Genomic DNA, 22,828 nt, shown 5'->3' with positions numbered 1-22,828 from the left:
ATGAATGTGAATTACCGCACATATTATTGAAATCGATTGTTTAAATGCTCATAAAGGCGCACAAAATCACACATCGCTTTCGATATTTGAGCGAATATGCGCGAAATCAAACAAAGCATCAGATTTGTATGGCTAAATGGTAAGAAACGAACTTTTGAGGGATAACAATGAAAACTCGCGACTCGCAAACAGGTGACGTGATTATCATTGGCGGCGGCGCAACGGGAGCCGGGATTGCCCGCGACTGTGCCCTGCGCGGGCTGCGCGTGATTTTGGTTGAGCGCCACGACATCGCAACAGGCGCCACCGGGCGTAATCACGGGCTATTGCACAGCGGCGCACGCTATGCGGTAACGGATGCGGAATCGGCCCGCGAATGCATTAGTGAAAACCAGATACTGAAACGTATTGCGCGTCACTGCGTTGAACCAACCAACGGCCTGTTTATCACCCTGCCGGAAGATGACCTCTCCTTCCAGGCCACTTTTATTCAGGCCTGCGAAGAAGCAGGGATCAGCGCAGAAGCGATTGATCCGCAGCAAGCGCGTATTATCGAACCTGCCGTTAACCCGGCACTGATTGGCGCGGTGAAAGTTCCGGATGGCACTGTTGATCCATTTCGTCTGACCGCAGCAAACATGCTGGATGCCAAAGAACACGGTGCCGTTATCCTTACCGCTCATGAAGTCACGGGACTGATTCGTGAAGGCGCGACGGTGTGCGGCGTTCGTGTACGTAACCATCTCACCGGCGAAACCCAGGCACTCCATGCGCCTGTCGTTGTGAACGCTGCCGGGATCTGGGGGCAACATATCGCCGAATATGCCGATCTGCGTATTCGCATGTTCCCGGCGAAAGGATCGCTATTGATCATGGATCACCGCATTAATCAGCATGTGATCAACCGCTGCCGTAAACCTTCCGACGCCGATATTCTGGTACCTGGCGATACCATTTCGCTGATTGGCACCACCTCTTTACGTATTGATTACGACGAGATTGACGATAATCGAGTGACGGCAGAAGAAGTTGATATTCTGCTGCGTGAAGGGGAAAAACTGGCTCCCGTTATGGCGAAAACACGCATTTTGCGGGCCTACTCTGGCGTGCGCCCGCTGGTTGCCAGCGATGACGACCCGAGCGGACGTAGCGTCAGTCGTGGTATCGTGCTGCTCGACCATGCTGAACGCGATGGTCTGGACGGATTTATCACCATCACCGGTGGCAAACTGATGACCTATCGTCTGATGGCGGAATGGGCTACCGACGCGGTATGTCGCAAGCTGGGCAACACGCGCCCCTGTACGACCGCCGATCTGGCACTACCTGGTTCACAGGAACCCGCTGAAGTTACCTTGCGTAAAGTCATCTCCCTACCTGCCCCGCTGCGCGGTTCTGCGGTTTATCGTCATGGCGATCGCACGCCTGCCTGGCTGAGCGAAGGCCGTCTACACCGTAGTCTGGTATGTGAGTGCGAAGCGGTAACTGCGGGTGAAGTGCAGTACGCAGTAGAAAATTTAAACGTTAACAGCCTGTTGGATTTACGTCGTCGCACCCGTGTGGGGATGGGAACCTGCCAGGGCGAGCTCTGCGCCTGCCGCGCTGCCGGACTGCTGCAACGCTTTAACGTCACGACATCCGCGCAATCTATCGAGCAACTTTCCACCTTCCTTAACGAACGCTGGAAAGGCGTGCAACCCATTGCCTGGGGAGACGCACTGCGCGAAAGCGAATTTACCCGCTGGGTTTATCAGGGATTGTGTGGTCTGGAGAAGGAGCAGAAAGATGCGCTTTGATACTGTCATTATGGGCGGCGGCCTCGCCGGATTACTCTGTGGCCTGCAACTGCAAAAACACGGCCTGCGCTGTGCCATTGTCACTCGTGGTCAAAGCGCGCTGCATTTCTCATCCGGTTCGCTGGATTTGCTGAGCCATCTGCCAGATGGTCAAGCTGTGACAGACATTCACAGTGGACTGGAATCTTTGCGTCAGCAGGCACCTGCCCATCCTTACTCTCTTCTCGGGCCACAACGCGTGCTCGATCTCGCTTGTCAGGCACAGACATTAATCGCTGAAAGCGGTGCGCAATTGCAGGGCAGCGTAGAACAGGCTCACCAGCGGATTACGCCGCTCGGCACTCTGCGCTCTACCTGGTTAAGTTCGCCAGAAGTTCCCGTCTGGCCGCTACCCGCGAAGAAGATATGTGTAGTGGGGATAAGCGGGCTGATGGATTTTCAGGCGCATCTTGCGGCGGCTTCGTTGCGCGAACTGGATCTTTCGGTTGAAACTGCTGAAATTGAACTGCCGGAACTGGATGTGCTACGCAACAACGCCACCGAGTTTCGCGCGGTGAATATCGCCCGTTTCCTTGATAACGAAGAGAACTGGTCGCTATTACTTGATGCGCTTATTCCTGTCGCCAATACCTGCGAAATGATCCTGATGCCCGCCTGCTTCGGCCTGGCCGATGACAAACTGTGGTATTGGTTGAATGAAAAACTACCTTGTTCACTGATGCTTTTGCCAACGCTGCCGCCATCCGTGCTGGGCATTCGTCTGCAAAACCAGTTACAGCGCCAGTTTGTGCGCCAGGGTGGCGTGTGGATGCCGGGCGATGAAGTGAAAAAAGTGACCTGTAAAAATGGCATGGTGAATGAAATCTGGACCCGCAATCACGCCGATATCCCGCTGCGTCCACGCTTTGCCGTGCTCGCCAGCGGCAGTTTCTTTAGTGGCGGACTGGTAGCGGAACGTGAAGGCATTCGTGAGCCGATTGTCGGCCTTGATGTGCTACAAACCGCCACGCGGGGTGAATGGTATAAGGGCGATTTTTTTGCGCCGCAACCGTGGCAGCAATTCGGTGTAACCACTGATGAGGCACTACGCCCGTCACAGGCAGGGAAAACCATTGAGAACCTGTTTGCCATCGGTTCGGTGCTGGGCGGATTTGATCCCATCGCCCAGGGATGCGGCGGCGGAGTTTGTGCCGTCAGTGCTTTACATGCCGCTCAACAGATTGCCCAACGCGCAGGAGGCCAACAATGAACGACACCAGCTTCGAAAACTGCATTAAGTGCACCGTCTGCACCACCGCCTGCCCGGTGAGCCGAGTGAATCCCAGCTATCCAGGGCCAAAACAAGCCGGGCCGGATGGCGAGCGTCTGCGTCTGAAAGATGGTGCACTGTATGACGAGGCACTGAAATATTGCATCAACTGCAAACGTTGCGAAGTCGCCTGCCCGTCCGATGTGAAGATTGGCGATATCATCCAGCGTGCGCGGGCGAAATATGACACCACGCGCCCGTCGCTGCGCAATTTTGTGTTGAGTCATACCGACCTGATGGGTAGCGTTTCCACGCCGTTCGCACCGATCGTCAACACCGCTACCTCGCTGAAACCAGTGCGGCAGTTGCTTGATGCGGCGTTAAAAATCGATCATCGCCGCACGCTACCGAAATACTCCTTCGGTACGTTCCGTCGCTGGTATCGCAGCGTGGCGGCCCAGCAAGCGCAATATAAAGACCAGGTGGCTTTCTTTCACGGCTGCTTCGTTAACTACAACCATCCGCAGTTAGGCAAAGATTTAATTAAAGTGCTCAACGCAATGGGTACCGGTGTACAACTGCTCAGCAAAGAAAAATGCTGCGGCGTACCGCTAATCGCCAACGGCTTTACCGATAAAGCACGCAAACAGGCAATTACGAATGTAGAGTCGATCCGCGAAGCTGTGGGAGTAAAAGGCATTCCGGTGATTGCCACCTCCTCAACCTGTACATTTGCCCTGCGCGACGAATACCCGGAAGTGCTGAATGTCGACAACAAAGGCTTGCGCGATCATATCGAACTGGCGACCCGCTGGCTGTGGCGCAAGCTGGACGAAGGCAAAACGTTACCGCTGAAAACGCTGCCGCTAAAAGTGGTTTATCACACACCATGCCATATGGAAAAAATGGGCTGGACGCTCTACACCCTGGAGCTGTTGCGTAAAATCCCGGGGCTTGAGTTAACGGTGCTGGATTCCCAGTGCTGCGGTATTGCCGGAACTTACGGTTTCAAAAAAGAGAACTACCCCACCTCACAAGCCATCGGTGCACCACTGTTCCGCCAGATAGAAGAAAGCGGCGCGGATCTGGTGGTCACCGACTGCGAAACCTGCAAATGGCAGATTGAGATGTCCACAAGCCTTCGCTGCGAACACCCGATTACGCTGCTGGCCCAGGCGCTGTCTTAATCTTCCTTGTGATGCCCGGTAAGCGCATTGCTTATCGGGCATTTTTGCGGGCGCGATTCCTCGCTCAATGTATGCGTTGCATCGCTTTGAAAATTCTTCTGAAAACGTCTCGCAAAGGCAGAAACTGGCAGATGTCATTGTTTCGAGATCCCCGTAATGTCGCGTCATCATAAATATCAGGTGACGGACAACCATGACCGAATCAACAACCTCCTCCCCGCATGATGCGGTGTTTAAAACCTTTATGTTCTCGCCCGAAACCGCGCGGGATTTTCTCGAAATACATCTACCGGAGCCACTGCGTGAACTTTGCAACCTGCAAACCTTACGCCTGGAACCCACCAGCTTTATTGAAAAAAGTTTACGCGCTTACTACTCGGATGTTTTGTGGTCGGTGGAAACCAGCGACGGTGACGGCTATATCTACTGCGTGATTGAACATCAAAGTTCTGCGGAAAAGAATATGGCTTTTCGGCTAATGCGCTATGCCACCGCCGCCATGCAGCGTCACCTTGACAAAGGCTATGACAGAGTCCCGCTGGTGGTGCCGTTGCTGTTTTATCATGGCGAAACCTCGCCCTACCCATACTCACTTAACTGGCTGGATGAGTTTGATGATCCGCAACTTGCCCGGCAGTTGTACACCGAAGCTTTTCCGTTGGTGGATATCACCATCGTGCCTGACGATGAGATCATGCAACATCGGCGTATAGCTCTGCTTGAACTGATTCAAAAGCATATTCGCGACCGCGATTTAATCGGTATGGTCGACAGGATCACCACGCTTTTGGTTAGAGGCTTCACTAATGACAGCCAGCTACAAACGCTGTTTAATTATCTGCTGCAATGCGGCGATACCTCCCGTTTCACCCGTTTTATTCAGGAGATTGCCGAACGTTCACCACTACAAAAGGAGAGATTAATGACTATTGCTGAACGGCTGCGGCAGGAAGGGCATCAAATTGGCTGGCAGGAGGGTAAATTAGAAGGTTTGCAGCAAGGCATGCATGAACAAGCCATTAAAATTGCCTTACGCATGCTGGAACAGGGCATCGATCATGACCTGGTGCTCGCAGCCACCCAGCTAAGCGAAGCCGATCTGGCAGCCAATAACCACTAATTAACACAGGCCCACGTGCAATTCCCCGTGGGCCTTTGATATTAATAACTACCTTTTATTTGTGGCCCATTTTTGCCTGATTTAAACATCGCCAGTCGTTGAACCAGGGCATCGCTGTAGAGCATCGTGTCAACGCCAACAGCGACAAAGTTCGCTTCCCACGTCAGGCATTGCTGCGCCATATCAGGAGCCACAGCCAGAAAACCAGCCGCTTTACCCGCAGCGCAGATCCGCCGAACGCTTAGGTCATTAAGCAGCAAATAGGCCGTGCTTTTAGGGATCCCCAATGTGTCAATGCTCATCGCAGCACTACAGGGACCAATGCGGGCAATCAAATTAAGAATATCAATAGCCCGTGTCAGGGCGGGAACTTTGCTTGATTCCAACATACTGGACTCCAGTCTTAGACACTGGAACCAGTCTGGTCACTCAGAGGGAGTAAAATTGTGAAGCGCATTAAATCCCGCTCCTCGTCCAGTGGACTGGAGAAATTACGCACAAATTCGTGAATAAGCGTACGGATTTTTTCTTATATAACACAACAGGTTGGATAGGTTTTCGATGGAAGGAATGTGCCGGTGCAGTAAACCGGCACAGAGTGGCGGAATCAGACGGATAAGGTCATGGACTCAACAACCTCAATCCAGCCATGCTCGCTGGCAATATCCTGACTGCTCAGCCAACGGCGCAGCATATTAAGCGCCATCATTGCGCAGACTTCCTGGCGAATAGCCAGACTGTAGCGCGTAGTGCTAAAACGCACACGCAGAGCGAAAGTGCCGTCTGGCGTGGCTAGCGCAAAGTTGAGATGTTCGTTCTCGAACCCCGAAACAGCCAGTGCCAGCCCGGCAAAATGGTTGGCCCGCCGTTCTGTAATCCAGTGCGCCGTTTGCGCCAGGGTTTCCTCCTGTGAAGGAACCACTTCACACGCCAGCAATGGAGCACCTGCGCGAGAAAGTTGCAAGGCCAATAAACCACCGGTGAATTGCTCACTCAACGTCAGGCTGAACTGGCGGCTCTGCAATTCGCGACTGATCTGCGCGGGCAGTCCTTCGGTGCCTTCGAAAATCACGCTCTGTCCGGCAACACGTTTAACGTCCAGCCACAGTTTTTCCATCGCCTGTTCCTCGCTTGCCGGTCCGGTGAGTTTCAGTTCGATAATCGGCATTGAGGAGCGATAGCCCATTGTTACGCCCGGCGGCAGTTGTAGAGTGTCCAGGCTTTGTGCCAGATCGCTTTCCGAACGACCAAAGGTAGTCAAACGCAGACAAACCGGCGGCTGCGGTAAAGAAAAACGCTCGCGCAGGCGCGGCAGGATTTCGTGCTCGACCATCACCTTAAATTCTGACGGTACGCCGGGGGTAAAGAACATCAGGCAACGATTAAGCTGTATGGCAAAACCACAGGCAGTGCCTACCGGGTTATTGATAAATTCAGCACTGGCAGGCAGCTCCGCTTGTTTACGGTTGCTCGGTGCCATTACTCGTCCCCGTTCGTGGAAATAGCGTTCCATCTCTTTGAGCCAGGCTTTATGCAACACCGGGCCTTCACCTTTTGCTGTCGCAGCAGCGAGTGCGCTTAAATCATCACTGGTCGGTCCCAGCCCGCCGTTAACGATCAGCACATCGGCGTGCTGACTACGTTCGCGAAGAATGGTCACTAAATCATCAAATTTATCCCCCACCGTATTGCGGCGAGATAATGGCAACCCTTGATGAAAGAAAAAATCGGCCAGCCATGCCGCATTGGTATCGACGATCTGCCCGTGTAACACTTCATCCCCGGTGGATAACATTTCCACTGTTAACATGGTTATCTCCTGCTTTTGTTATCGAATCACTATAACGCAAAGGGAGATAAGGCGTAGTAAGAAACTGAATGGCGCGACAGAAGGCCGCGCCGGAAGGCATCAGAAACTGGCGTTAACGCCAACATATGGACCGTCAGCGATGGCGTTATCGCGATGACCATCTTTACCTGCCAGATTGAGGTAGCGATAACCAGCCTCAATGCTGAGCGGACGCATAATGGTGAAACGCGCCCCAGCGTTAGCTTCCTGGTAGCTGTCGATGCCACTGGAAAGCGAGTCCGGGGAGTAATAATACTCACCAAACAGACGGAAGCTGTCGCCAATCTGCCACTGCAAACCACCACCAACAGCAGCGGCATAGCCTTCCTCACCATCATTCGGATTGGTATAAATACCTTTACCGCCAACAGTCGCTAACAGCGGCCCCACTGGCAAATTCAGCCCCAGTCCAAGGCCTGCAACGTCGCCATCGTCGTCGCTATGTGTCCAGTTACCGCTCAGTGCGAGACCACTGGATTCCGTTCCTAAACCGACGCCGACATTGGTGTAGTCTTTACCCGCCTGACCGCTGATACTGATAGCATTCGCCGAAGCGGAGATTAACAACATGCCCATCAGCGCGGCAATTGCATTTTTTTTCATCGTTACCCTTTTAAAATCATCAATAAACTTCCCAAAAATCGCGGGGATTGTACTGACAGTTGCAAAGGAATCAATGATCTAATCTGGCGATCTAATCGCGAATTGTAACTAAGTAATTCCTGAATCAGGCTGTTATGCATGGGTTTAAAACAGCAATAGTCTTCCCTTTCATCATCACATAACTTCCCGTATTCTTTTTGTTCATTACATCGACATCGAGGAGTGAATCGTGCGTCAAAGGACTATTGTTTGCCCATTAATTCAAAATGATGGCGCTTATCTGCTGTGTAAGATGGCGGATGATCGAGGTGTGTTTCCAGGTCAATGGGCGTTATCGGGTGGTGGCGTTGAACCAGGTGAACGTATCGAAGACGCTCTGCGCCGGGAGATTCGCGAAGAATTGGGCGATAAGTTAATTCTGCAAAAGATCACCCCGTGGACATTCAGTGACGACGTGCGTATGAAAACCTATGCTGATGGCACAAAGGAAGAGATTTACATGATCTACCTGATATTTGATTGTGTCTCCGCTAACCGGGAAATCACCATTAATGAAGAGTTTCAGGATTTTGCCTGGGTGAAACCACAAGATTTAGCACAATATGATTTAAATGTTGCGACACGAAAAACATTAAGTCTGAAAGGTTTGCTGTAACAAAATATGACAGCCATTAATGGCTGTCATCGCTACTGATTAATACCTGACGAATTCTCCGTCAAGAAACAATTTTCCATTTTCGACATGCATCACTAAACCATCAAGATAATCAGGGGAAAATTTAACATCTCGCTTATCTTTTGCTATATAGCTCAGACAATGATTATGGGTGAAAATAATGATGTTCTTATCTGGCGATCTTATTTGCACATCATTAATTGCACTGTAAATAGCTTTTCCACATTGCTGAAATTTTTTATCCACAGTCACTTTTTTATCAGTTGCGAACCAGGTCGCAGACTGGATAGTACGAACAGTATCACTGGCATAAAGGTCATACTTTTTAATATCGGTCGTTAATTCCTTTCCAAGTGAGCGGGCATCATTAGCGCCTTTAACAGTGATCCCGGTCTTATCAGACAGGCACTCATTACTGGAACGATCACAACGCTCTGCATGACGGAACAACACAACCACGGGATGTTGCAAAGACAACTTTGCCAGCGTTTTGTTATCTATACGGGGCAAACCATTGCTACTCCAGGCATGCTGGGTAACTAACCCGATAAGGCATAAAAAAGAGATGAGCAAAACCGCAACATGTTTTTTCAGTTTCATATAATTTCAGGTTAAGATTTTAACCTACCTCAGAAGTCAGATAATTCCATTGAGCGGAGAAAAAATCTATTCCAAATAGATAATTACAGGTTTTAGTTATAAATAGCTTAGAAAATTTTCCTCGCCAAAATGCCTTAAAAGAAAAATAAAATCAATTAGGCTACATAAGAAAAATGCAAAAAATAAATATAATGTCACAACACCAACTATCCTTAAGGTTATGTTAATCTTCCAGGCATATTCTGGTAATGCAAATAATATATCCCTGAAACATCCCTATGCTTATTTAAATAATAATAGGGTGTTAGTGTCATGGCTTAAGGACAATGAATGTCGAACTTTTTGCCTTTTTCACGCCCGGCCATGGGCGCGGAAGAACTTGCTGCAGTTAAAGAGGTTCTCGAATCCGGATGGATTACTACCGGGCCGAAAAATCTGGCACTGGAAGATGCCTTTATTCAGTTGACGGGTAATCAGTATGCAATTGCCGTGAGTTCAGCAACTGCTGGCATGCATATCACATTGATGGCATTAGAAATTGGTCCTGGCGATGAAGTTATCACCCCGTCCATGACCTGGGTTTCGACCCTTAATATGATTTCTCTGTTGGGCGCAACACCCGTTATGGTGGATGTGGATCGCGACACTCTGATGGTTACTCCAGAAATTGTCGAGGCAGCCATAACTCCACGCACAAAAGCGATTATTCCTGTGCATTATGCCGGGGCCCCGGCAGATACCAACGCTCTCTATGCTATTGCCGAACGCCATGGTATTGCGGTTATTGAAGACGCCGCTCATGCCGTTGGTACGTATTACAAAGGTCAGCACGTCGGGGCACGGGGCACCGCTATCTTCTCTTTTCACGCTATAAAAAATATTACCTGTGCAGAAGGCGGTTTGGTGGTCACCGATGACGAAAGCCTCGCTCGCCAATTGCGTACGCTTAAATTTCATGGACTGGGTGTCGATGCCTACGACCGACAGACCTGGGGGCGAGCGCCACAAGCTGAAGTTCTGACGCCGGGATACAAATACAATCTGACGGATATCAATGCCGCTATCGCCCTGACACAGCTGCATAAACTTGAGCAACTCAATGCTCGCCGTCACGATATCGCTACTCAGTACCAGCACGCTTTGGTGAATTTACCTTTCCAACCCCTGGCGCTTCCGGCGTGGCCACATATCCATTCCTGGCATCTTTTCATTATTCGTGTCGATGAACAACGTTGCGGCATTAATCGCGATACTTTAATGGAAGCGCTAAAAGAAAAAGGTATTGGCACCGGACTTCATTTTCGCGCCGCTCACACGCAAAAGTATTATCGCCAACATTTTCCTGATCTGTCGCTACCCAATACGGAATGGAATAGCGAACGCATCTGCTCGTTGCCACTTTTCCCGGATATGACGAACGCAGATGCTGAACGCGTCATTACTGCCCTTCACCAACTCGCAGGACAATAAACGATGTTTGAAATCCACCCTATTAAGAAAGTCTCGGTGGTTATTCCTGTTTATAACGAGCAGGAAAGCTTACCGGAATTGATTAATCGCACCACAGCGGCCTGCGAATCCCTGGGCAAAGAATATGAAATTTTATTAATAGACGATGGAAGTAGCGATGCTTCTGCGCAAATGTTAGTAGAAGCATCACAAGCCCCGGACAGCCACATTGTGTCTATTTTGCTGAATCGTAATTACGGGCAACATTCAGCCATTATGGCGGGTTTTAGCTATGTGACCGGGGATTTGATCATTACTCTCGACGCCGATTTACAAAATCCTCCAGAAGAGATCCCACGCCTGGTAGCCAAAGCGGATGAAGGCTATGACGTGGTAGGTACAGTACGTCAGAATCGCCAGGACAGCTGGTTTCGCAAAACTGCCTCAAAGATGATCAATCGGCTCATCCAGCGCACCACCGGCAAAGCGATGGGCGACTACGGTTGTATGCTGCGTGCCTATCGCCGTCATATTGTCGATGCGATGCTGCACTGCCATGAACGCAGCACCTTTATTCCGATTCTGGCGAATATTTTTGCCCGCCAGGCAGTTGAGATCCCTGTGCATCACGCAGAGAGAGAGTTTGGTGAATCCAAATATAGCTTTATGCGTTTGATTAACCTGATGTACGACCTGGTGACCTGCCTTACGACCACACCACTACGCATGCTCAGTCTTCTCGGCAGCATTATAGCTACCTCAGGATTTAGCCTCGCAATACTGTTAGTTGTATTGCGTCTGGCGTTTGGCTCCCAGTGGTCCGGTGAAGGTGTCTTTATGTTGTTTGCCGTGCTCTTCACCTTTATTGGTGCCCAGTTTATTGGCATGGGATTACTTGGCGAGTATATCGGCAGGATCTACAACGATGTCCGTGCCCGTCCACGCTACTTCGTTCAAAAAGTAATCCGTCCGGCAAGTTCTATAGATATTGAGGAAAACCACTAATGAAAGCCGTTGTTTTTGCCTATCACGATATGGGCTGCCTTGGCGTACAAGCATTGCTGGACGCAGGTTATGAGATTAGCGCTATTTTTACTCATGCGGATAATCCCGCAGAGAAAGTGTTTTATGGTTCAGTTTCCCGTCTGGCTGCCCTGGCTGGTATTCCAGTATATGCGCCAGATGATATTAATCATCCATTATGGGTGGAACGTATCGCGCAACTCGCACCAGACGTTATTTTCTCATTCTATTACCGTAACTTGTTAAACAATGAGATTTTAAAACTGGCTCCGCACGGGGCTTTTAATTTGCACGGTTCTTTATTGCCGAAATACCGTGGTCGCGCACCACTGAACTGGGTACTGGAAAACGGCGAGAATGAAACTGGTGTGACATTACACAGAATGGTAGCAAAAGCCGATGCAGGCGCTATTATCGCGCAACAGCGAGTAGCAATTGATCCTGAAGATGCCGCTCTGACTCTGCATAAAAAGCTCTGCCAGTCGGCAAGTCAGATGCTCGAATATGCATTACCGGCAATTAAACAGGGGCAAACTCAAGAAACTGCGCAAAACGAAAGTGAAGCCACCTACTTTGGCCGCAGAAAACCCGAAGACAGCTTCCTTGACTGGAACAAGCCGGCAACAGTACTGCATAACATGGTACGTGCCGTAGCTGATCCATGGCCCGGCGCGTTCAGTTACGTCGGCACTCAAAAATTTACCATCTGGTCATCACGGGTTCATCCTCGTGTTAATGCCGCACAACCTGGTAGCGTGATTTCTGTTGCTCCATTCCTTATTGCATGCGGTGACGGTGCACTGGAAGTTATTACGGGCCAGTCGGTCGATGGCATTACCATGCAAGGTTCACAATTAGCCCAGACTTTGGGGCTGGTTGAAGGTTCACGGCTAAACAGTCAACCAGTTTGTACTGTTCAGCGACGTACCCGAGTGCTAATCCTCGGTGTTAATGGTTTTATTGGTAACCATCTGACCGAACGTTTACTACGTGAAGACCATTACGAAGTGTACGGGCTGGATATTGGTAGCGATGCCATTAGCCGGTTCCTTACACATCCTAATTTTCATTTTGTCGAAGGTGATATCAGTATCCACTCTGAATGGATTGAGTATCACATTAAAAAATGTGACGTCGTCTTGCCACTCGTAGCAATCGCCACACCAATTGAATATACCCGTAATCCACTACGTGTATTTGAATTAGATTTTGAAGAAAATCTGCGGATTATTCGTTACTGCGTTCAATACCATAAACGCATTATTTTCCCGTCCACGTCGGAAGTTTATGGTATGTGCACTGATAAATTCTTCGACGAGGATCATTCAAATTTAATTGTTGGTCCGATTAACAAACCGCGTTGGATTTATTCTGTATCAAAACAGTTGCTTGATCGGGTTATTTGGGCGTATGGCGAAAAAGAAGGTTTGCAGTTCACCCTCTTCCGTCCATTTAACTGGATGGGGCCACGGCTGGATAACCTTAATGCGGCACGAATTGGTAGCTCGCGCGCCATTACCCAACTCATTCTCAACCTGGTGGAAGGATCGCCAATTAAACTGATTGATGGCGGAAAACAAAAACGTTGCTTTACTGATATTCGCGATGGTATTGAAGCGTTATACCGCATTATCGAAAACACAGGTAATCGCTGTGACGGAGAGATTATTAATATCGGCAACCCTGATAACGAAGCGAGTATTGAAGAACTGGGCAAGATGCTTCTGGCGAGCTTTGATAAACATCCGCTGCGCCAACATTTCCCACCATTTGCCGGTTTCCGCGTGGTAGAAAGCAGTAGCTATTACGGTAAAGGATATCAGGACGTGGAGCACCGAAAACCGAGTATCCGCAATGCCCGCCGCTGCCTTGACTGGGAGCCAACCATCGATATGCAGGAAACCATTGACGAAACGCTGGATTTCTTCCTGCGCACAGTAGATATCGTGGAAAAATCGTCATGACTAAAGTGGGCTTACGCATTGATGTCGACACCTTTCGTGGTACCCGCGAAGGCGTGCCACGTCTGCTGGAAACGTTGGATAAGCATAATATTCAGGCCAGTTTTTTCTTCAGCGTTGGCCCCGATAATATGGGCCGCCATCTATGGCGGCTGGTAAAACCGCAGTTCCTGTGGAAGATGCTGCGTTCAAACGCAGCTTCGCTTTACGGCTGGGATATTTTACTGGCTGGCACCGCATGGGCAGGCAAAGAGATCGGTAAAGCCAATGCTGCCATTATCCGCGAGGCAGCTAAACATCATGAAATTGGGCTACACGCCTGGGATCACCATGCCTGGCAGACCCATAGTGGTAATTGGGATCAGCAAACTCTGGTTAATGACATTGCACGTGGCCTTCGGGTACTGGAAGAAATTATTGGTCAACCCGTGTCCTGTTCCGCAGTTGCTGGCTGGCGTGCAGACCAACAGGTCGTGGAGGCAAAAGAGTTCTTTCATTTGCGCTATAACAGTGATTGCAGAGGAACAATGCCATTTCGTCCACAACTGGAATCCGGTAAATCAGGAACACCGCAAATCCCGGTTACCTTACCAACCTGGGATGAAGTGGTTGGTCGGGAAGTAAAAACAGCAGATTTCAATGGCTGGCTTCTTAATCGTATTCTGCGAGATAGAGGTACGCCTGTTTATACCATTCACGCTGAAGTCGAAGGCTGTGCTTACCATCTTGATTTTGTTGATCTCCTGAAACGCGCAGCCCGTGAAGGTATTACATTTTGCCCTTTAAGTGAGCTATTACCCGCAACGCAAGACGCTTTACCCTTGGGGGAAATTGTACGAGGACATATTGCCGGGCGTGAAGGCTGGCTTGGTTGCCAACAATGCGTGAGTTTAAGTCAATGAAATCGGCACGTTACATACTGGCCTTTATCGCGTTCATCGCACTCTATTATTTTTTACCCATGAACACCCGTCTGCTATGGCAACCTGATGAAACGCGTTATGCAGAAATTAGCCGGGAGATGCTGGCATCGGGTGATTGGATCGTACCTCATATGCTGGGGTTACGTTATTTCGAAAAACCGATAGCTGGATATTGGTTTAACAGTATCGGGCAATGGCTGTTTGGTAATAGTAATTTTGCAGTACGGGCTGGAGTAATTTTTGCCACGTTAATAACGGCTCTGCTGGTCGCCTGGTTTGCCATGCGTTTATGGCGTGATAAGCGTCTGGCTGTTCTTTCTGCAGTGATTTATCTCTCGCTGATCATTGTTTATGGCATTGGCACTTATGCGGTACTTGATCCATTCATTGCTTTTTGGTTAATGGCGGGAATGTGCAGCTTCTGGCTGGCAATGCAGGCGCAAACGTGGAAAGGGAAAAGTGCCGGTTTTTTATTGCTGGGGTTAACCTGCGGCATGGGAGTCATGACCAAAGGTTTTCTGGCTCTTGCTGTTCCCGTGCTGAGCGTGCTGCCATGGGTCGTCGCACAAAAACGCTGGAAAGATCTCTTCATGTACGGTGGGCTGGCAATTGTCAGTTGTGTACTCATTATTCTTCCCTGGGGCCTGGCAATTGCCGCACGTGAACCTGACTTCTGGCACTACTTTTTCTGGGTGGAACATATTCAACGTTTTGCCCAGGATGACGCACAGCATAAAGCACCATTCTGGTATTACATCCCCATTATTCTTCTTGGTAGCTTGCCATGGCTTGGATTATTGCCTGGAGCATTACGGTCAGGCTGGCAAAATCGCGGCCATCATGCCGCAGCATTCTATTTGTTATGTTGGATTGTAATGCCATTACTTTTTTTCAGCATGGCTAAAGGTAAATTGCTCACATATATTCTTTCATGCTTCGCCCCGCTGGCGATTTTAATGGCCGGATATGGAATACAGTCGGCCCAAAAGAATATTATTGCACTTCGTTTCAATGGCTGGATAAATATAGCTTTTGGCATCACGGGCATTATTGCCACGTTTGTTGTCTCACCATGGGGACCGATAAAATCACCTGTTTGGGCCCATTTCGAAAGTTATAAAGTTTTTTGCTCATGGGCTATTTTTTCACTGTGGGCATTTTTCGGCTGGTACACACTCACAGATAGTGAAAAAAGATGGCCTTATGCCGCGCTTTGTCCTTTGGGACTGGCATTGTTGGTCGGTTTTGCGATGCCAGACAGAGTAAGGGAGTCTAAGCAACCGCAATTCTTTGTCGGCATGACCAGTGAAATGCTTAAACCAAGCCGCTATATTCTGACTGATAGTGTGGGCGTTGCTGCGGGCCTGGCATGGAGCTTACAGCGAGATGATATTATGCTGTATCAGCAGCGTGGAGAGTTAAAATATGGCCTGGATTATCCTGATGTAAAAGACAAATTCATCCCGGCAGCAAGTTTCACCAGCTGGCTTAATCAACATCGTCAGGAAGGGATTATTACACTCGTGCTTTCAGTTGACCGTGATGAAGATATCAATCGTCTTGCCATTCCACCTGCCGACGCCGTCGATCATCAAGGGCGTCTGGTATTAATTCAGTATTTACCAAAATGATTTGGCTGGTATTGATTCTCGCCAGTTTGCTTAGTGTGACCGGGCAGCTTTGTCAGAAACAGGCGACCCGGCCAGTGGCGATAAACAAACGGCGCAAACATATCGCGCTGTGGCTGGGGCTGGGGCTGGTCTGCCTTGGTCTGGCGATGGTGCTCTGGCTACTGGTATTACAGACCGTACCCGTAGGAATCGCCTACCCTATGCTAAGCCTGAATTTTGTCTGGGTGACACTGGCGGCAACAAAACTCTGGCACGAACCGGTGTCTTTTCGGCACTGGTGTGGGGTGGCGTTCATTATTGGTGGCATTGTGATTCTCGGGAGTACGGTGTAATGGGTCTGATGTGGGGATTATTCAGCGTCATTATTGCCTCCGCTGCGCAATTAAGCCTGGGGTATGCGGCGAGTCATCTACCGCCGATGACGCAATTCTGGGATTTTATTGCGGCATTTTTTGCCTTTGGTCCCGGAGCCAGAATGCTGGTCGTCGGCCTGGTGGGTTATCTGCTCTCTGTTTTTTGCTGGTATAAAGCGTTACACCAGTTAGCACTCAGCAAAGCCTATGCCTTACTCAGTATGAGTTATGTGCTGGTATGGATTGCATCTATGGTACTTCCCGGCTGGGAAGGAACTTTTTCGCTGAAGGCACTACTGGGAGTAGCCTGTATTATGAGTGGGTTGATGCTGATTTTCCTGCCCACGACAAAACAACGTTACTGAGTTTTCCCAGCCGATTGACACTGCCGTTCCCACTCATCGGGGCTGTAGCTGCTTGCCGAGAGGACTTTCACCGTATGTAGCTTTTCACGATTAATACAGTAAAGCGCATTCTGCAAAGGTGAAAGTAAATCCCCTACTTTCACGGTGAAGTCACTCTTCACTTCGGCGATCATTTTTATCGCGCCGCCAGCATCGCAGAGCATAAGTACATGTCTGTTAACTTGTTTATTGCAGCACGATTTTTTGACCAGCCATTCCATTGCATTATCCTGTTTGCTAAGAGTTTTCATATTAATTTACAGATTAACAGATAAACTCTTCATCAACGGCAATGGAATGGCAGAAATGAGAAGTGAAATGGAGAGCCAATAATTATTGCTGACGTTGCACCCATTCTTTTAGCGCCTGACGTGAAATTTTAATACCGCCGTTTTTCAGCTCCGGCGGCAAAGTCAGCCAGCGCACCGGTTGTTGAAAACGGGCCAGCTTATCTTTCACCCATTCGCTGAGATCAACGCTTTGATGGTCATACTCCACCACCGCTACCGGTCGATGACCAAACTCCTTGTCCGCGACGGGGACGATAAACACCTGCAAAACCGCAGGATGTGCAGCAATAACCCGCTCCACCTCTTCCGGCTGAATACCCTCGCCACCACTGAAGAACAGATTATCTAAGCGCCCGACAATGGTCAGTTTACCGTTATCCATCTCGCCGCGATCGCGCGTAGCGTACCAGCCTTCGTCATTGAGCAGCGGCACCAGTTGTCCGTTACGCCAGTAACCTTCTGCCATGCTGGCAGCCCGCAGCCACACTTCATCGTTAACGATTTTAACTTCCCGACCGGGCAGCGGCGAACCGACGTCCGCCAGACCGTCGGCTTCTTTCGCACACACCGTGGAAGCAAACTCGGTCAGACCATAGCCACAAAAGCAACGAATACCCTGCTCGCGCGCCTGTTCCGTCAACTCGACCGGGATCGCCGCGCCGCCAAGCAACACTGCTTTCAGGGAAACGGAACTGCGGTTAACCAGCAAACGCCAGAGCTGCGTCGGCACCAGCGATGCGTGAGTACAGCCTGCCAGCATGTGATCCAACGGCTGTTTATCACGTACCGTCATCCGCGCACCAGCGTATAACCAGCGCCACATAATTCCCTGACCGGAGACGTGAAACAGCGGCAAAGAGAGCAACCAGTCATCGTGCTCGCCAAATGGAATCAGCGATAACACCCCTTCGGCGCTGGCAAGATGAGCTTGATAAGTATGGACAGCCGCTTTCGGCAATCCGGTAGAACCCGAGGTCAACGTCATTGAGCACAGACGAGTTGGCTGCCACGCCGCAGCATGTGCGCCTTCAACCAGCTGAATGTGCAGCGACGTTAACGCCGAAAATGTGTTTTCCCCTTCCGGCACCAGCGCAAATTGCAGCGTCAGATTGGGCAACAACTCCTCAAGCAACGGTTGCGGCAACTGTGGATTCACGGGCAGCACCCGCGCTCCGCATTGCAGTAGCGCCAGCCAGGAGAGCAGCGTTTGCGGCGTATTCCACGCCCGCAACATCACGCCGCTGCCCTCAACCACGCCCTGCGCCGCAAAGCCGGAGGCTAATTCATCGACGCGAGCACAAAGCTCGCGCCAGTTGAGTTGCTCATCATTGAGACGTAAGGCGATGGCTTCTCCCCGCACTTGCCGCCAGTGACGCCACGGCCAGTCAGAGAAGATCATAACAACCGCTCCAGTGCATCAACGTCGACAAAAGGCAGCGTGCTACCCGGCCAGCGACGAACCTGCTGCGCCTGCATCAGATCCAGCGTATCCAGCCCCGGGATAGTGTCTGGCGTTAACCAGGCGGCAATCCGCGCCAGTTGCGTTAAGCCTAAGCTCGACTCAATGGAAGAGCTGATCACCGCCGTCAGCCCCAGCGCGTGCGCCGCCTGCACCTGCTCGTGTACTTTCTCCAGGCTGCCCGTGAGCGTGGGTTTGATCACCACCGCTCGCACGCCTTCTTCCGCCACAAAGGCAAAATCCGGCTCGCGCAGGCTTTCATCCCAGGCAATGGCAATACCCGTTTCACGGGCAAAGGCGCGGGAATCCTCGCGGGTTTTGCACGGTTCTTCGAGAAACGCGATGCGGCCGCGATAATCCGGGTTAACGTATTTGGCAAACTGCTGGCCTTTCAACGGCGTCCAGGCGCGATTCGCATCAAGACGCAAATGCAGATCCGGAATGGCCTCCAGCAACAGATTAACCACCATGCCGTCGCGCACCGCTTCGTACAATCCCACTTTGACCTTCGCCACTTTCTCACCTGGCATATCGGCAAGTTTGAGGATAAGATCGTCAGGATCACCATTACACAACGGTGCAGCACGGAAATTTGCCGCCTGTGGTAACGTGTCTGCCAGCTCAGCCAATGCACAGCTTACGCCAAAGGCGACGGAAGGCATTTGCGGTAATTCGCAATCGCCTGCCAGCCAGTTATTTACCCAGGCAAGCAGCACACATTGTGCCTCTTCCCAGGTTTCCTGACTGAAGCCAGGCAGTGGGGAGATCTCCCCCCACCCTTCGCACTCGCCCTCACGCAGGCAAACATATAGCCCGTCGCGGGTTTTTAACCGCCTGTCGCGCAGAACCACTCCCGCGTCCATGGGGATCTGCCAGCGGTATACCTGCGCACTACGCATTACGGATTCCGTTTAAATTTGCTGAAGTCAGGCTGACGTTTCTGGTTGAAGGCGTTGCGACCTTCCTGACCTTCTTCCGTCATGTAGAACAGCATGGTGGCATTGCCCGCCAGCTCCTGCAGACCCGCCTGACCGTCACAGTCAGCGTTCAGCGCAGCTTTCAGGCAGCGCAGCGCCATCGGGCTGTTTTGCAGCATTTCACGGCACCAGCGCACGGTTTCTTTTTCCAGATCCGCCAGCGGCACCACGGTGTTGACAAGGCCCATATCCAGCGCCTGTTTCGCGTCGTACTGACGGCACAGGAACCAGATTTCACGCGCTTTTTTCTGCCCGACAATGCGCGCCATATAGGAAGCGCCCCAGCCGCCATCGAAGGAACCGACTTTCGGGCCAGTCTGACCGAAGATGGCGTTATCTGCTGCGATAGTCAGGTCGCACATCATGTGCAGAACGTGACCGCCGCCGATGGAGTAACCCGCTACCATCGCGACAACCGGTTTCGGACAGGTACGGATCTGACGCTGGAAGTCCAGCACATTCAGGTGATGTACGCCGGAATCATCTTTATAGCCGCCGTAATCGCCACGCACTTTCTGGTCGCCACCAGAGCAGAACGCTTTATCACCTGCACCAGTCAGAATGATCACGCCGATGTTGTCGTCATAACGCGCATCTGCCAGTGCCTGGATCATCTCTTTTACCGTCAGAGGACGGAAGGCATTGCGCACCTGCGGACGATTAATGGTGATTTTTGCGATACCGTCGGTGGATTTTTCATAACGAATGTCCTCGAAACCTTCGGAGCAGTCGTGCCATTCAACCGGTGCGTAAAGCATTGCTTCATCAGGATAAATCATATTGTGCCCTTTAGTCAGAAACGCAAGATCTGCGCCAGACTTGCGATTACGCCAGCGGGATTTTCCCGGTGCGTGTTATGTCCGGCGCGAGGAATGACATGGCAGTCGGCAGCCAGTTCCGCCGCCAGAGCGCGGAATTTGCTGTCACGTTCACCACATAAATAATAAAACGCAAATGTGCGGGCGCTAAGGTTAGCACGTAAATCAGGCTGGACGGCGAGAGAAGTAGCCTCCAGCATCGCGGCAAGGGTTGCGCCGTTATTGTTGCTGCGCAGCGCCACCAGCTCCCGGCGTTGGTCGTCATTGAGCGAGGCAAAAACAGGCTGTTGATACCAGTCGGTAAACACCGCCGTTAACGGTTCTGAGCGAAAACGCTGCGCCCACTGGCGATCGGAAAGCTGGCGTTCCGCTCGTTGTTCAGCACTTTGCAGCCCGGGATGCCCACCTTCGACAATCACGCCACAAAGCCCCGGCATCCCCTGACAAGCCGCCATCATCGCCACCCGTCCGCCAAGCGAGTACCCCACCAGCCAGAAGTTAAGGATGTTGTAACTAACCAGAGTTTTACGCAGTAAGCCGGTGACATCATCAAATCCATCGACGCTAATTGCTGCCGAACCACCGTGACCTGGGAGATCAACATACAACCGCGAGTAGTCGGCAAACGCCTCGCCCACTTCTTGCCATTCATGGCAATCGCCGGAAAAACCGTGCAAAAACACCAGCCAGGGTAAACCTGGTTTGCCGTGTTTTGCCTGCGCGTGCAGGATCATAAATGGCTTACCTGCGCCAGCAGTTGCTGGAGGGTTTGCGCACCATCGGTGTCGTTAACCACCATTTCAATTACCGTGGTGGTCGGCGTGCGCCAGGCGTCGGCAAGTGCCGTTTCAAGTTCCTGCCAGTTTTGCGGACGATGATATTTCAGCTCGAACATCGCGGCGGCGTGCTCAAAATGGACGTTTTGCGGCATCAGATAGAAACGCTCACGCTCGCTTTTCGGTGTCGGCAGCAGCGAGAAAATTTGCCCGCCGTTGTTGTTCACCACAATTAATACCAGCGGCGCGGAAACCTGGCGCAATAGCGCCAGCGCGTTGAGATCGTAAAGTGCTGAGAGATCGCCCACAATCGCCAGCGTCGGTTTGCCACTGGCCCGCTGAACGCCTGCGGCAGTAGATAGCAGCCCGTCAATACCGCTGGCCCCACGGTTGCTATACACCGGGTAACCCGCCGGAAGTTGCGAGAGCGCATCGATCAGACGTACCACCAGGCTGTTGCCAACAAACAGTTGCCCCTGTTCCGGCAAATAGTCGCTGATGCGATGCGCCAGTTGCGCTTCGCCAAACGCATCGCGACGGGCAATAACCGCCTGCATTGCCTGTTCCGCCAGGCGCGGGATTTCAATGCACCAGGGCTGGCGTTTTTCTGCCGGATGCAGCTCCAGCCAGTCGGCAATATTGGCAATTAAGCGGCGTCCGCGATGGTGTGCCGGATCAAGTCGCCCTTCAATGTCATCAACAATCCAGTACTCTTCTGGCTCACAGCTTGCCTGCCATTGCAGAAGCCGTTTGCCCGTCAGGCTGCTGCCCAGTTGCACCACAATTTGCGCCTGTTGCAGTTCGCTGGTCGCTTTGGCATTGCCTAACCAGAGATCGGCACACGGCAGCGGCTGTCCGGTTTGCGACAGCACGTCGCCAATCAGCGGCCAGCCAAGAGTTTGCGCCCACAGAGCAACTTTTTTGCCCTCTTCCGCACTCATGCGACCAGCAACTACCACGCCGCGCTTTTGTCGCCAGAAGAACCAGTCACGCTGTTTTTCACTTTCCAGACGAGGCGCTTCACGCAGCCACGGTTTATCGTCCTGCCACCAGTCGCCAAGACGCTGTTGCCAACTAAGCCCGGTGTCGTCCATCTCGCCATATAGCGGTTCAGCAAACGGGCAGTTGATATGAACTCCTCCAGCATGAAGCGTACCAAGGGCGTGGTCGATAGTAGAGACCAGCCAACGGGCAGAAATATCCTGTGTCGGGCGCGGCAGTGAAATGCTATGCGTAGGATGAGAGGCGAACATTCCCGGCTGACGAATCGCCTGATTCGCGCCGCAGTCAATGAGCTCCGGCGGGCGATCGGCGGTTAACAGGATCAGTTTTTCTCCGGTTAACCCAGCTTCTATTAGTGCCGGATAGAGATTTGCTACCGCCGTGCCGGAGGTCACAATCACCGCCACCGGCTGCTTGCTGACTTTCGCCAGCCCCAGCGCCAGATGCCCCAGTCCACGCTCATCAAAATGGGTGTGGTGAATAAAGGCGGAATTCTCCGCCGCTGCTAACGTTAACGGTGTAGAACGCGAGCCAGGGGCGATACAAATGTGTCTGACGCCGTGACGCGTTAATGCTTCCAGAATGACCGCCGCCCAGCGTCGGTTAAATGCGCTTACTGACATGAGTTTGTCCGGTATCAATATTGCGGCTAAGTATAAGGAGCTACAAAAATAGATTATTG

General features: G+C 51.3%; 21 protein-coding genes and 1 pseudogene. 12 read left to right on the top strand and 10 right to left on the bottom strand.

Annotated features, from left to right (window positions below):
• Nucleotides 1-167 precede the first annotated feature (167 nt).
• From glpA to EFER_RS04720, 4 genes are all read left to right on the top strand, one after another.
• Complete coding sequence (gene glpA, locus EFER_RS04735; RefSeq protein WP_000857287.1) at nucleotides 168-1,796, top strand: anaerobic glycerol-3-phosphate dehydrogenase subunit A; 1,629 nt, start codon at nucleotides 168-170, stop codon at nucleotides 1,794-1,796.
• Complete coding sequence (glpB, locus tag EFER_RS04730; RefSeq protein WP_001209890.1) at nucleotides 1,786-3,045, top strand: glycerol-3-phosphate dehydrogenase subunit GlpB; 1,260 nt, start codon at nucleotides 1,786-1,788, stop codon at nucleotides 3,043-3,045. Before glpA ends, glpB begins: the two co-directional genes overlap by 11 nt.
• The gene (gene glpC / locus EFER_RS04725; protein WP_001000394.1) at nucleotides 3,042-4,232 is read left to right on the top strand and encodes an anaerobic glycerol-3-phosphate dehydrogenase subunit GlpC; all 1,191 of its coding nucleotides are present in this window, start codon (nucleotides 3,042-3,044) and stop codon (nucleotides 4,230-4,232) included. The genes glpB and glpC overlap by 4 nt, the downstream gene beginning before the upstream one ends.
• A 193-nt stretch (nucleotides 4,233-4,425) precedes the next feature.
• Entirely contained in the window at nucleotides 4,426-5,352 is a 927-nt protein-coding gene (locus EFER_RS04720; RefSeq protein WP_000140539.1) for an ISNCY family transposase, read from the top strand.
• Nucleotides 5,353-5,582: 230 nt separating this feature from the next.
• Here the strand turns inward: EFER_RS04720 and EFER_RS24770 are convergent.
• From EFER_RS24770 to EFER_RS04705, 3 genes and pseudogenes are all read right to left on the bottom strand, one after another.
• A pseudogene (locus tag EFER_RS24770) lies at nucleotides 5,583-5,741 on the bottom strand (helix-turn-helix domain-containing protein); the annotation flags it as partial.
• Between the two features lie 218 nt (nucleotides 5,742-5,959).
• Complete coding sequence (locus EFER_RS04710; RefSeq protein WP_000958551.1) at nucleotides 5,960-7,162, bottom strand: nicotinamide mononucleotide deamidase-related protein YfaY; 1,203 nt, start codon at nucleotides 7,160-7,162, stop codon at nucleotides 5,960-5,962.
• 99 nt (nucleotides 7,163-7,261) lie between these two features.
• On the bottom strand, nucleotides 7,262-7,804 hold the full coding sequence (locus tag EFER_RS04705; RefSeq protein ID WP_000739003.1) for a YfaZ family protein: 543 nt from the start codon (nucleotides 7,802-7,804) through the stop codon (nucleotides 7,262-7,264).
• 229 nt (nucleotides 7,805-8,033) lie between these two features.
• Between EFER_RS04705 and nudI the strand changes: the two genes are divergently transcribed.
• Entirely contained in the window at nucleotides 8,034-8,459 is a 426-nt protein-coding gene (gene nudI / locus EFER_RS04700; protein ID WP_001249880.1) for a nucleoside triphosphatase NudI, read from the top strand.
• 39 nt (nucleotides 8,460-8,498) lie between these two features.
• Here nudI and EFER_RS04695 read toward each other — a convergent pair whose 3' ends face one another.
• On the bottom strand, nucleotides 8,499-9,080 hold the full coding sequence (locus tag EFER_RS04695) for a histidine phosphatase family protein (RefSeq protein ID WP_000768442.1): 582 nt from the start codon (nucleotides 9,078-9,080) through the stop codon (nucleotides 8,499-8,501).
• 330 nt (nucleotides 9,081-9,410) lie between these two features.
• On the opposite strand from EFER_RS04695, the gene arnB reads away from it, so the two are divergent.
• The 7 genes from arnB to arnF are packed head-to-tail and all read left to right on the top strand — an operon-like array spanning nucleotide 9,411 to nucleotide 16,785.
• The gene (gene arnB / locus EFER_RS04690; RefSeq protein WP_000064515.1) at nucleotides 9,411-10,550 is read left to right on the top strand and encodes a UDP-4-amino-4-deoxy-L-arabinose aminotransferase; all 1,140 of its coding nucleotides are present in this window, start codon (nucleotides 9,411-9,413) and stop codon (nucleotides 10,548-10,550) included.
• A 3-nt stretch (nucleotides 10,551-10,553) separates the two neighbouring features.
• The gene (gene arnC / locus EFER_RS04685; RefSeq protein ID WP_000461628.1) at nucleotides 10,554-11,534 is read left to right on the top strand and encodes an undecaprenyl-phosphate 4-deoxy-4-formamido-L-arabinose transferase; all 981 of its coding nucleotides are present in this window, start codon (nucleotides 10,554-10,556) and stop codon (nucleotides 11,532-11,534) included.
• Nucleotides 11,534-13,516, top strand: a complete 1,983-nt coding sequence (arnA, locus tag EFER_RS04680; protein ID WP_000649100.1) for a bifunctional UDP-4-amino-4-deoxy-L-arabinose formyltransferase/UDP-glucuronic acid oxidase ArnA — start codon at nucleotides 11,534-11,536, stop codon at nucleotides 13,514-13,516. Before arnC ends, arnA begins: the two co-directional genes overlap by 1 nt.
• Entirely contained in the window at nucleotides 13,513-14,415 is a 903-nt protein-coding gene (gene arnD, locus EFER_RS04675) for a 4-deoxy-4-formamido-L-arabinose-phosphoundecaprenol deformylase (protein ID WP_000169755.1), read from the top strand. Before arnA ends, arnD begins: the two co-directional genes overlap by 4 nt.
• Nucleotides 14,412-16,067, top strand: coding sequence for a lipid IV(A) 4-amino-4-deoxy-L-arabinosyltransferase (gene arnT, locus EFER_RS04670; RefSeq protein ID WP_000833661.1), 1,656 nt, complete (start codon nucleotides 14,412-14,414; stop codon nucleotides 16,065-16,067). The genes arnD and arnT overlap by 4 nt, the downstream gene beginning before the upstream one ends.
• Nucleotides 16,064-16,399: a 4-amino-4-deoxy-L-arabinose-phosphoundecaprenol flippase subunit ArnE gene (arnE, locus tag EFER_RS04665; protein WP_000638037.1), complete on the top strand. Its 336-nt coding sequence runs from the start codon at nucleotides 16,064-16,066 to the stop codon at nucleotides 16,397-16,399. The genes arnT and arnE overlap by 4 nt, the downstream gene beginning before the upstream one ends.
• On the top strand, nucleotides 16,399-16,785 hold the full coding sequence (gene arnF, locus EFER_RS04660; protein ID WP_000523871.1) for a 4-amino-4-deoxy-L-arabinose-phosphoundecaprenol flippase subunit ArnF: 387 nt from the start codon (nucleotides 16,399-16,401) through the stop codon (nucleotides 16,783-16,785). Before arnE ends, arnF begins: the two co-directional genes overlap by 1 nt.
• Here the strand turns inward: arnF and pmrD are convergent.
• The 6 genes from pmrD to menD form a co-directional block, all read right to left on the bottom strand.
• Entirely contained in the window at nucleotides 16,779-17,045 is a 267-nt protein-coding gene (gene pmrD / locus EFER_RS04655) for a signal transduction protein PmrD (protein ID WP_015953293.1), read from the bottom strand. The two genes, arnF and pmrD, sit on opposite strands and share 7 nt — an antisense overlap.
• Nucleotides 17,046-17,157: 112 nt before the next feature.
• Nucleotides 17,158-18,513, bottom strand: a complete 1,356-nt coding sequence (menE, locus tag EFER_RS04650; RefSeq protein WP_000577560.1) for an o-succinylbenzoate--CoA ligase — start codon at nucleotides 18,511-18,513, stop codon at nucleotides 17,158-17,160.
• On the bottom strand, nucleotides 18,510-19,472 hold the full coding sequence (menC, locus tag EFER_RS04645; RefSeq protein WP_001255578.1) for an o-succinylbenzoate synthase: 963 nt from the start codon (nucleotides 19,470-19,472) through the stop codon (nucleotides 18,510-18,512). Before menC ends, menE begins: the two co-directional genes overlap by 4 nt.
• The gene (menB, locus tag EFER_RS04640; RefSeq protein WP_000639996.1) at nucleotides 19,472-20,329 is read right to left on the bottom strand and encodes a 1,4-dihydroxy-2-naphthoyl-CoA synthase; all 858 of its coding nucleotides are present in this window, start codon (nucleotides 20,327-20,329) and stop codon (nucleotides 19,472-19,474) included. The genes menC and menB overlap by 1 nt, the downstream gene beginning before the upstream one ends.
• 14 nt (nucleotides 20,330-20,343) lie before the next feature.
• Nucleotides 20,344-21,102: a 2-succinyl-6-hydroxy-2,4-cyclohexadiene-1-carboxylate synthase gene (menH, locus tag EFER_RS04635; protein ID WP_000600515.1), complete on the bottom strand. Its 759-nt coding sequence runs from the start codon at nucleotides 21,100-21,102 to the stop codon at nucleotides 20,344-20,346.
• On the bottom strand, nucleotides 21,099-22,769 hold the full coding sequence (menD, locus tag EFER_RS04630) for a 2-succinyl-5-enolpyruvyl-6-hydroxy-3-cyclohexene-1-carboxylic-acid synthase (protein WP_015953292.1): 1,671 nt from the start codon (nucleotides 22,767-22,769) through the stop codon (nucleotides 21,099-21,101). Before menD ends, menH begins: the two co-directional genes overlap by 4 nt.
• Between the last annotated feature and the right edge of the window lie 59 nt (nucleotides 22,770-22,828).

Origin of the sequence: Escherichia fergusonii ATCC 35469 (genome assembly GCF_000026225.1) — a bacterium.
GTDB lineage: Bacteria > Pseudomonadota > Gammaproteobacteria > Enterobacterales > Enterobacteriaceae > Escherichia > Escherichia fergusonii.
The sequence above is the reverse complement of the archived record's forward strand: the minus strand, read 5'-3'. Positions and strand labels throughout refer to the sequence as shown.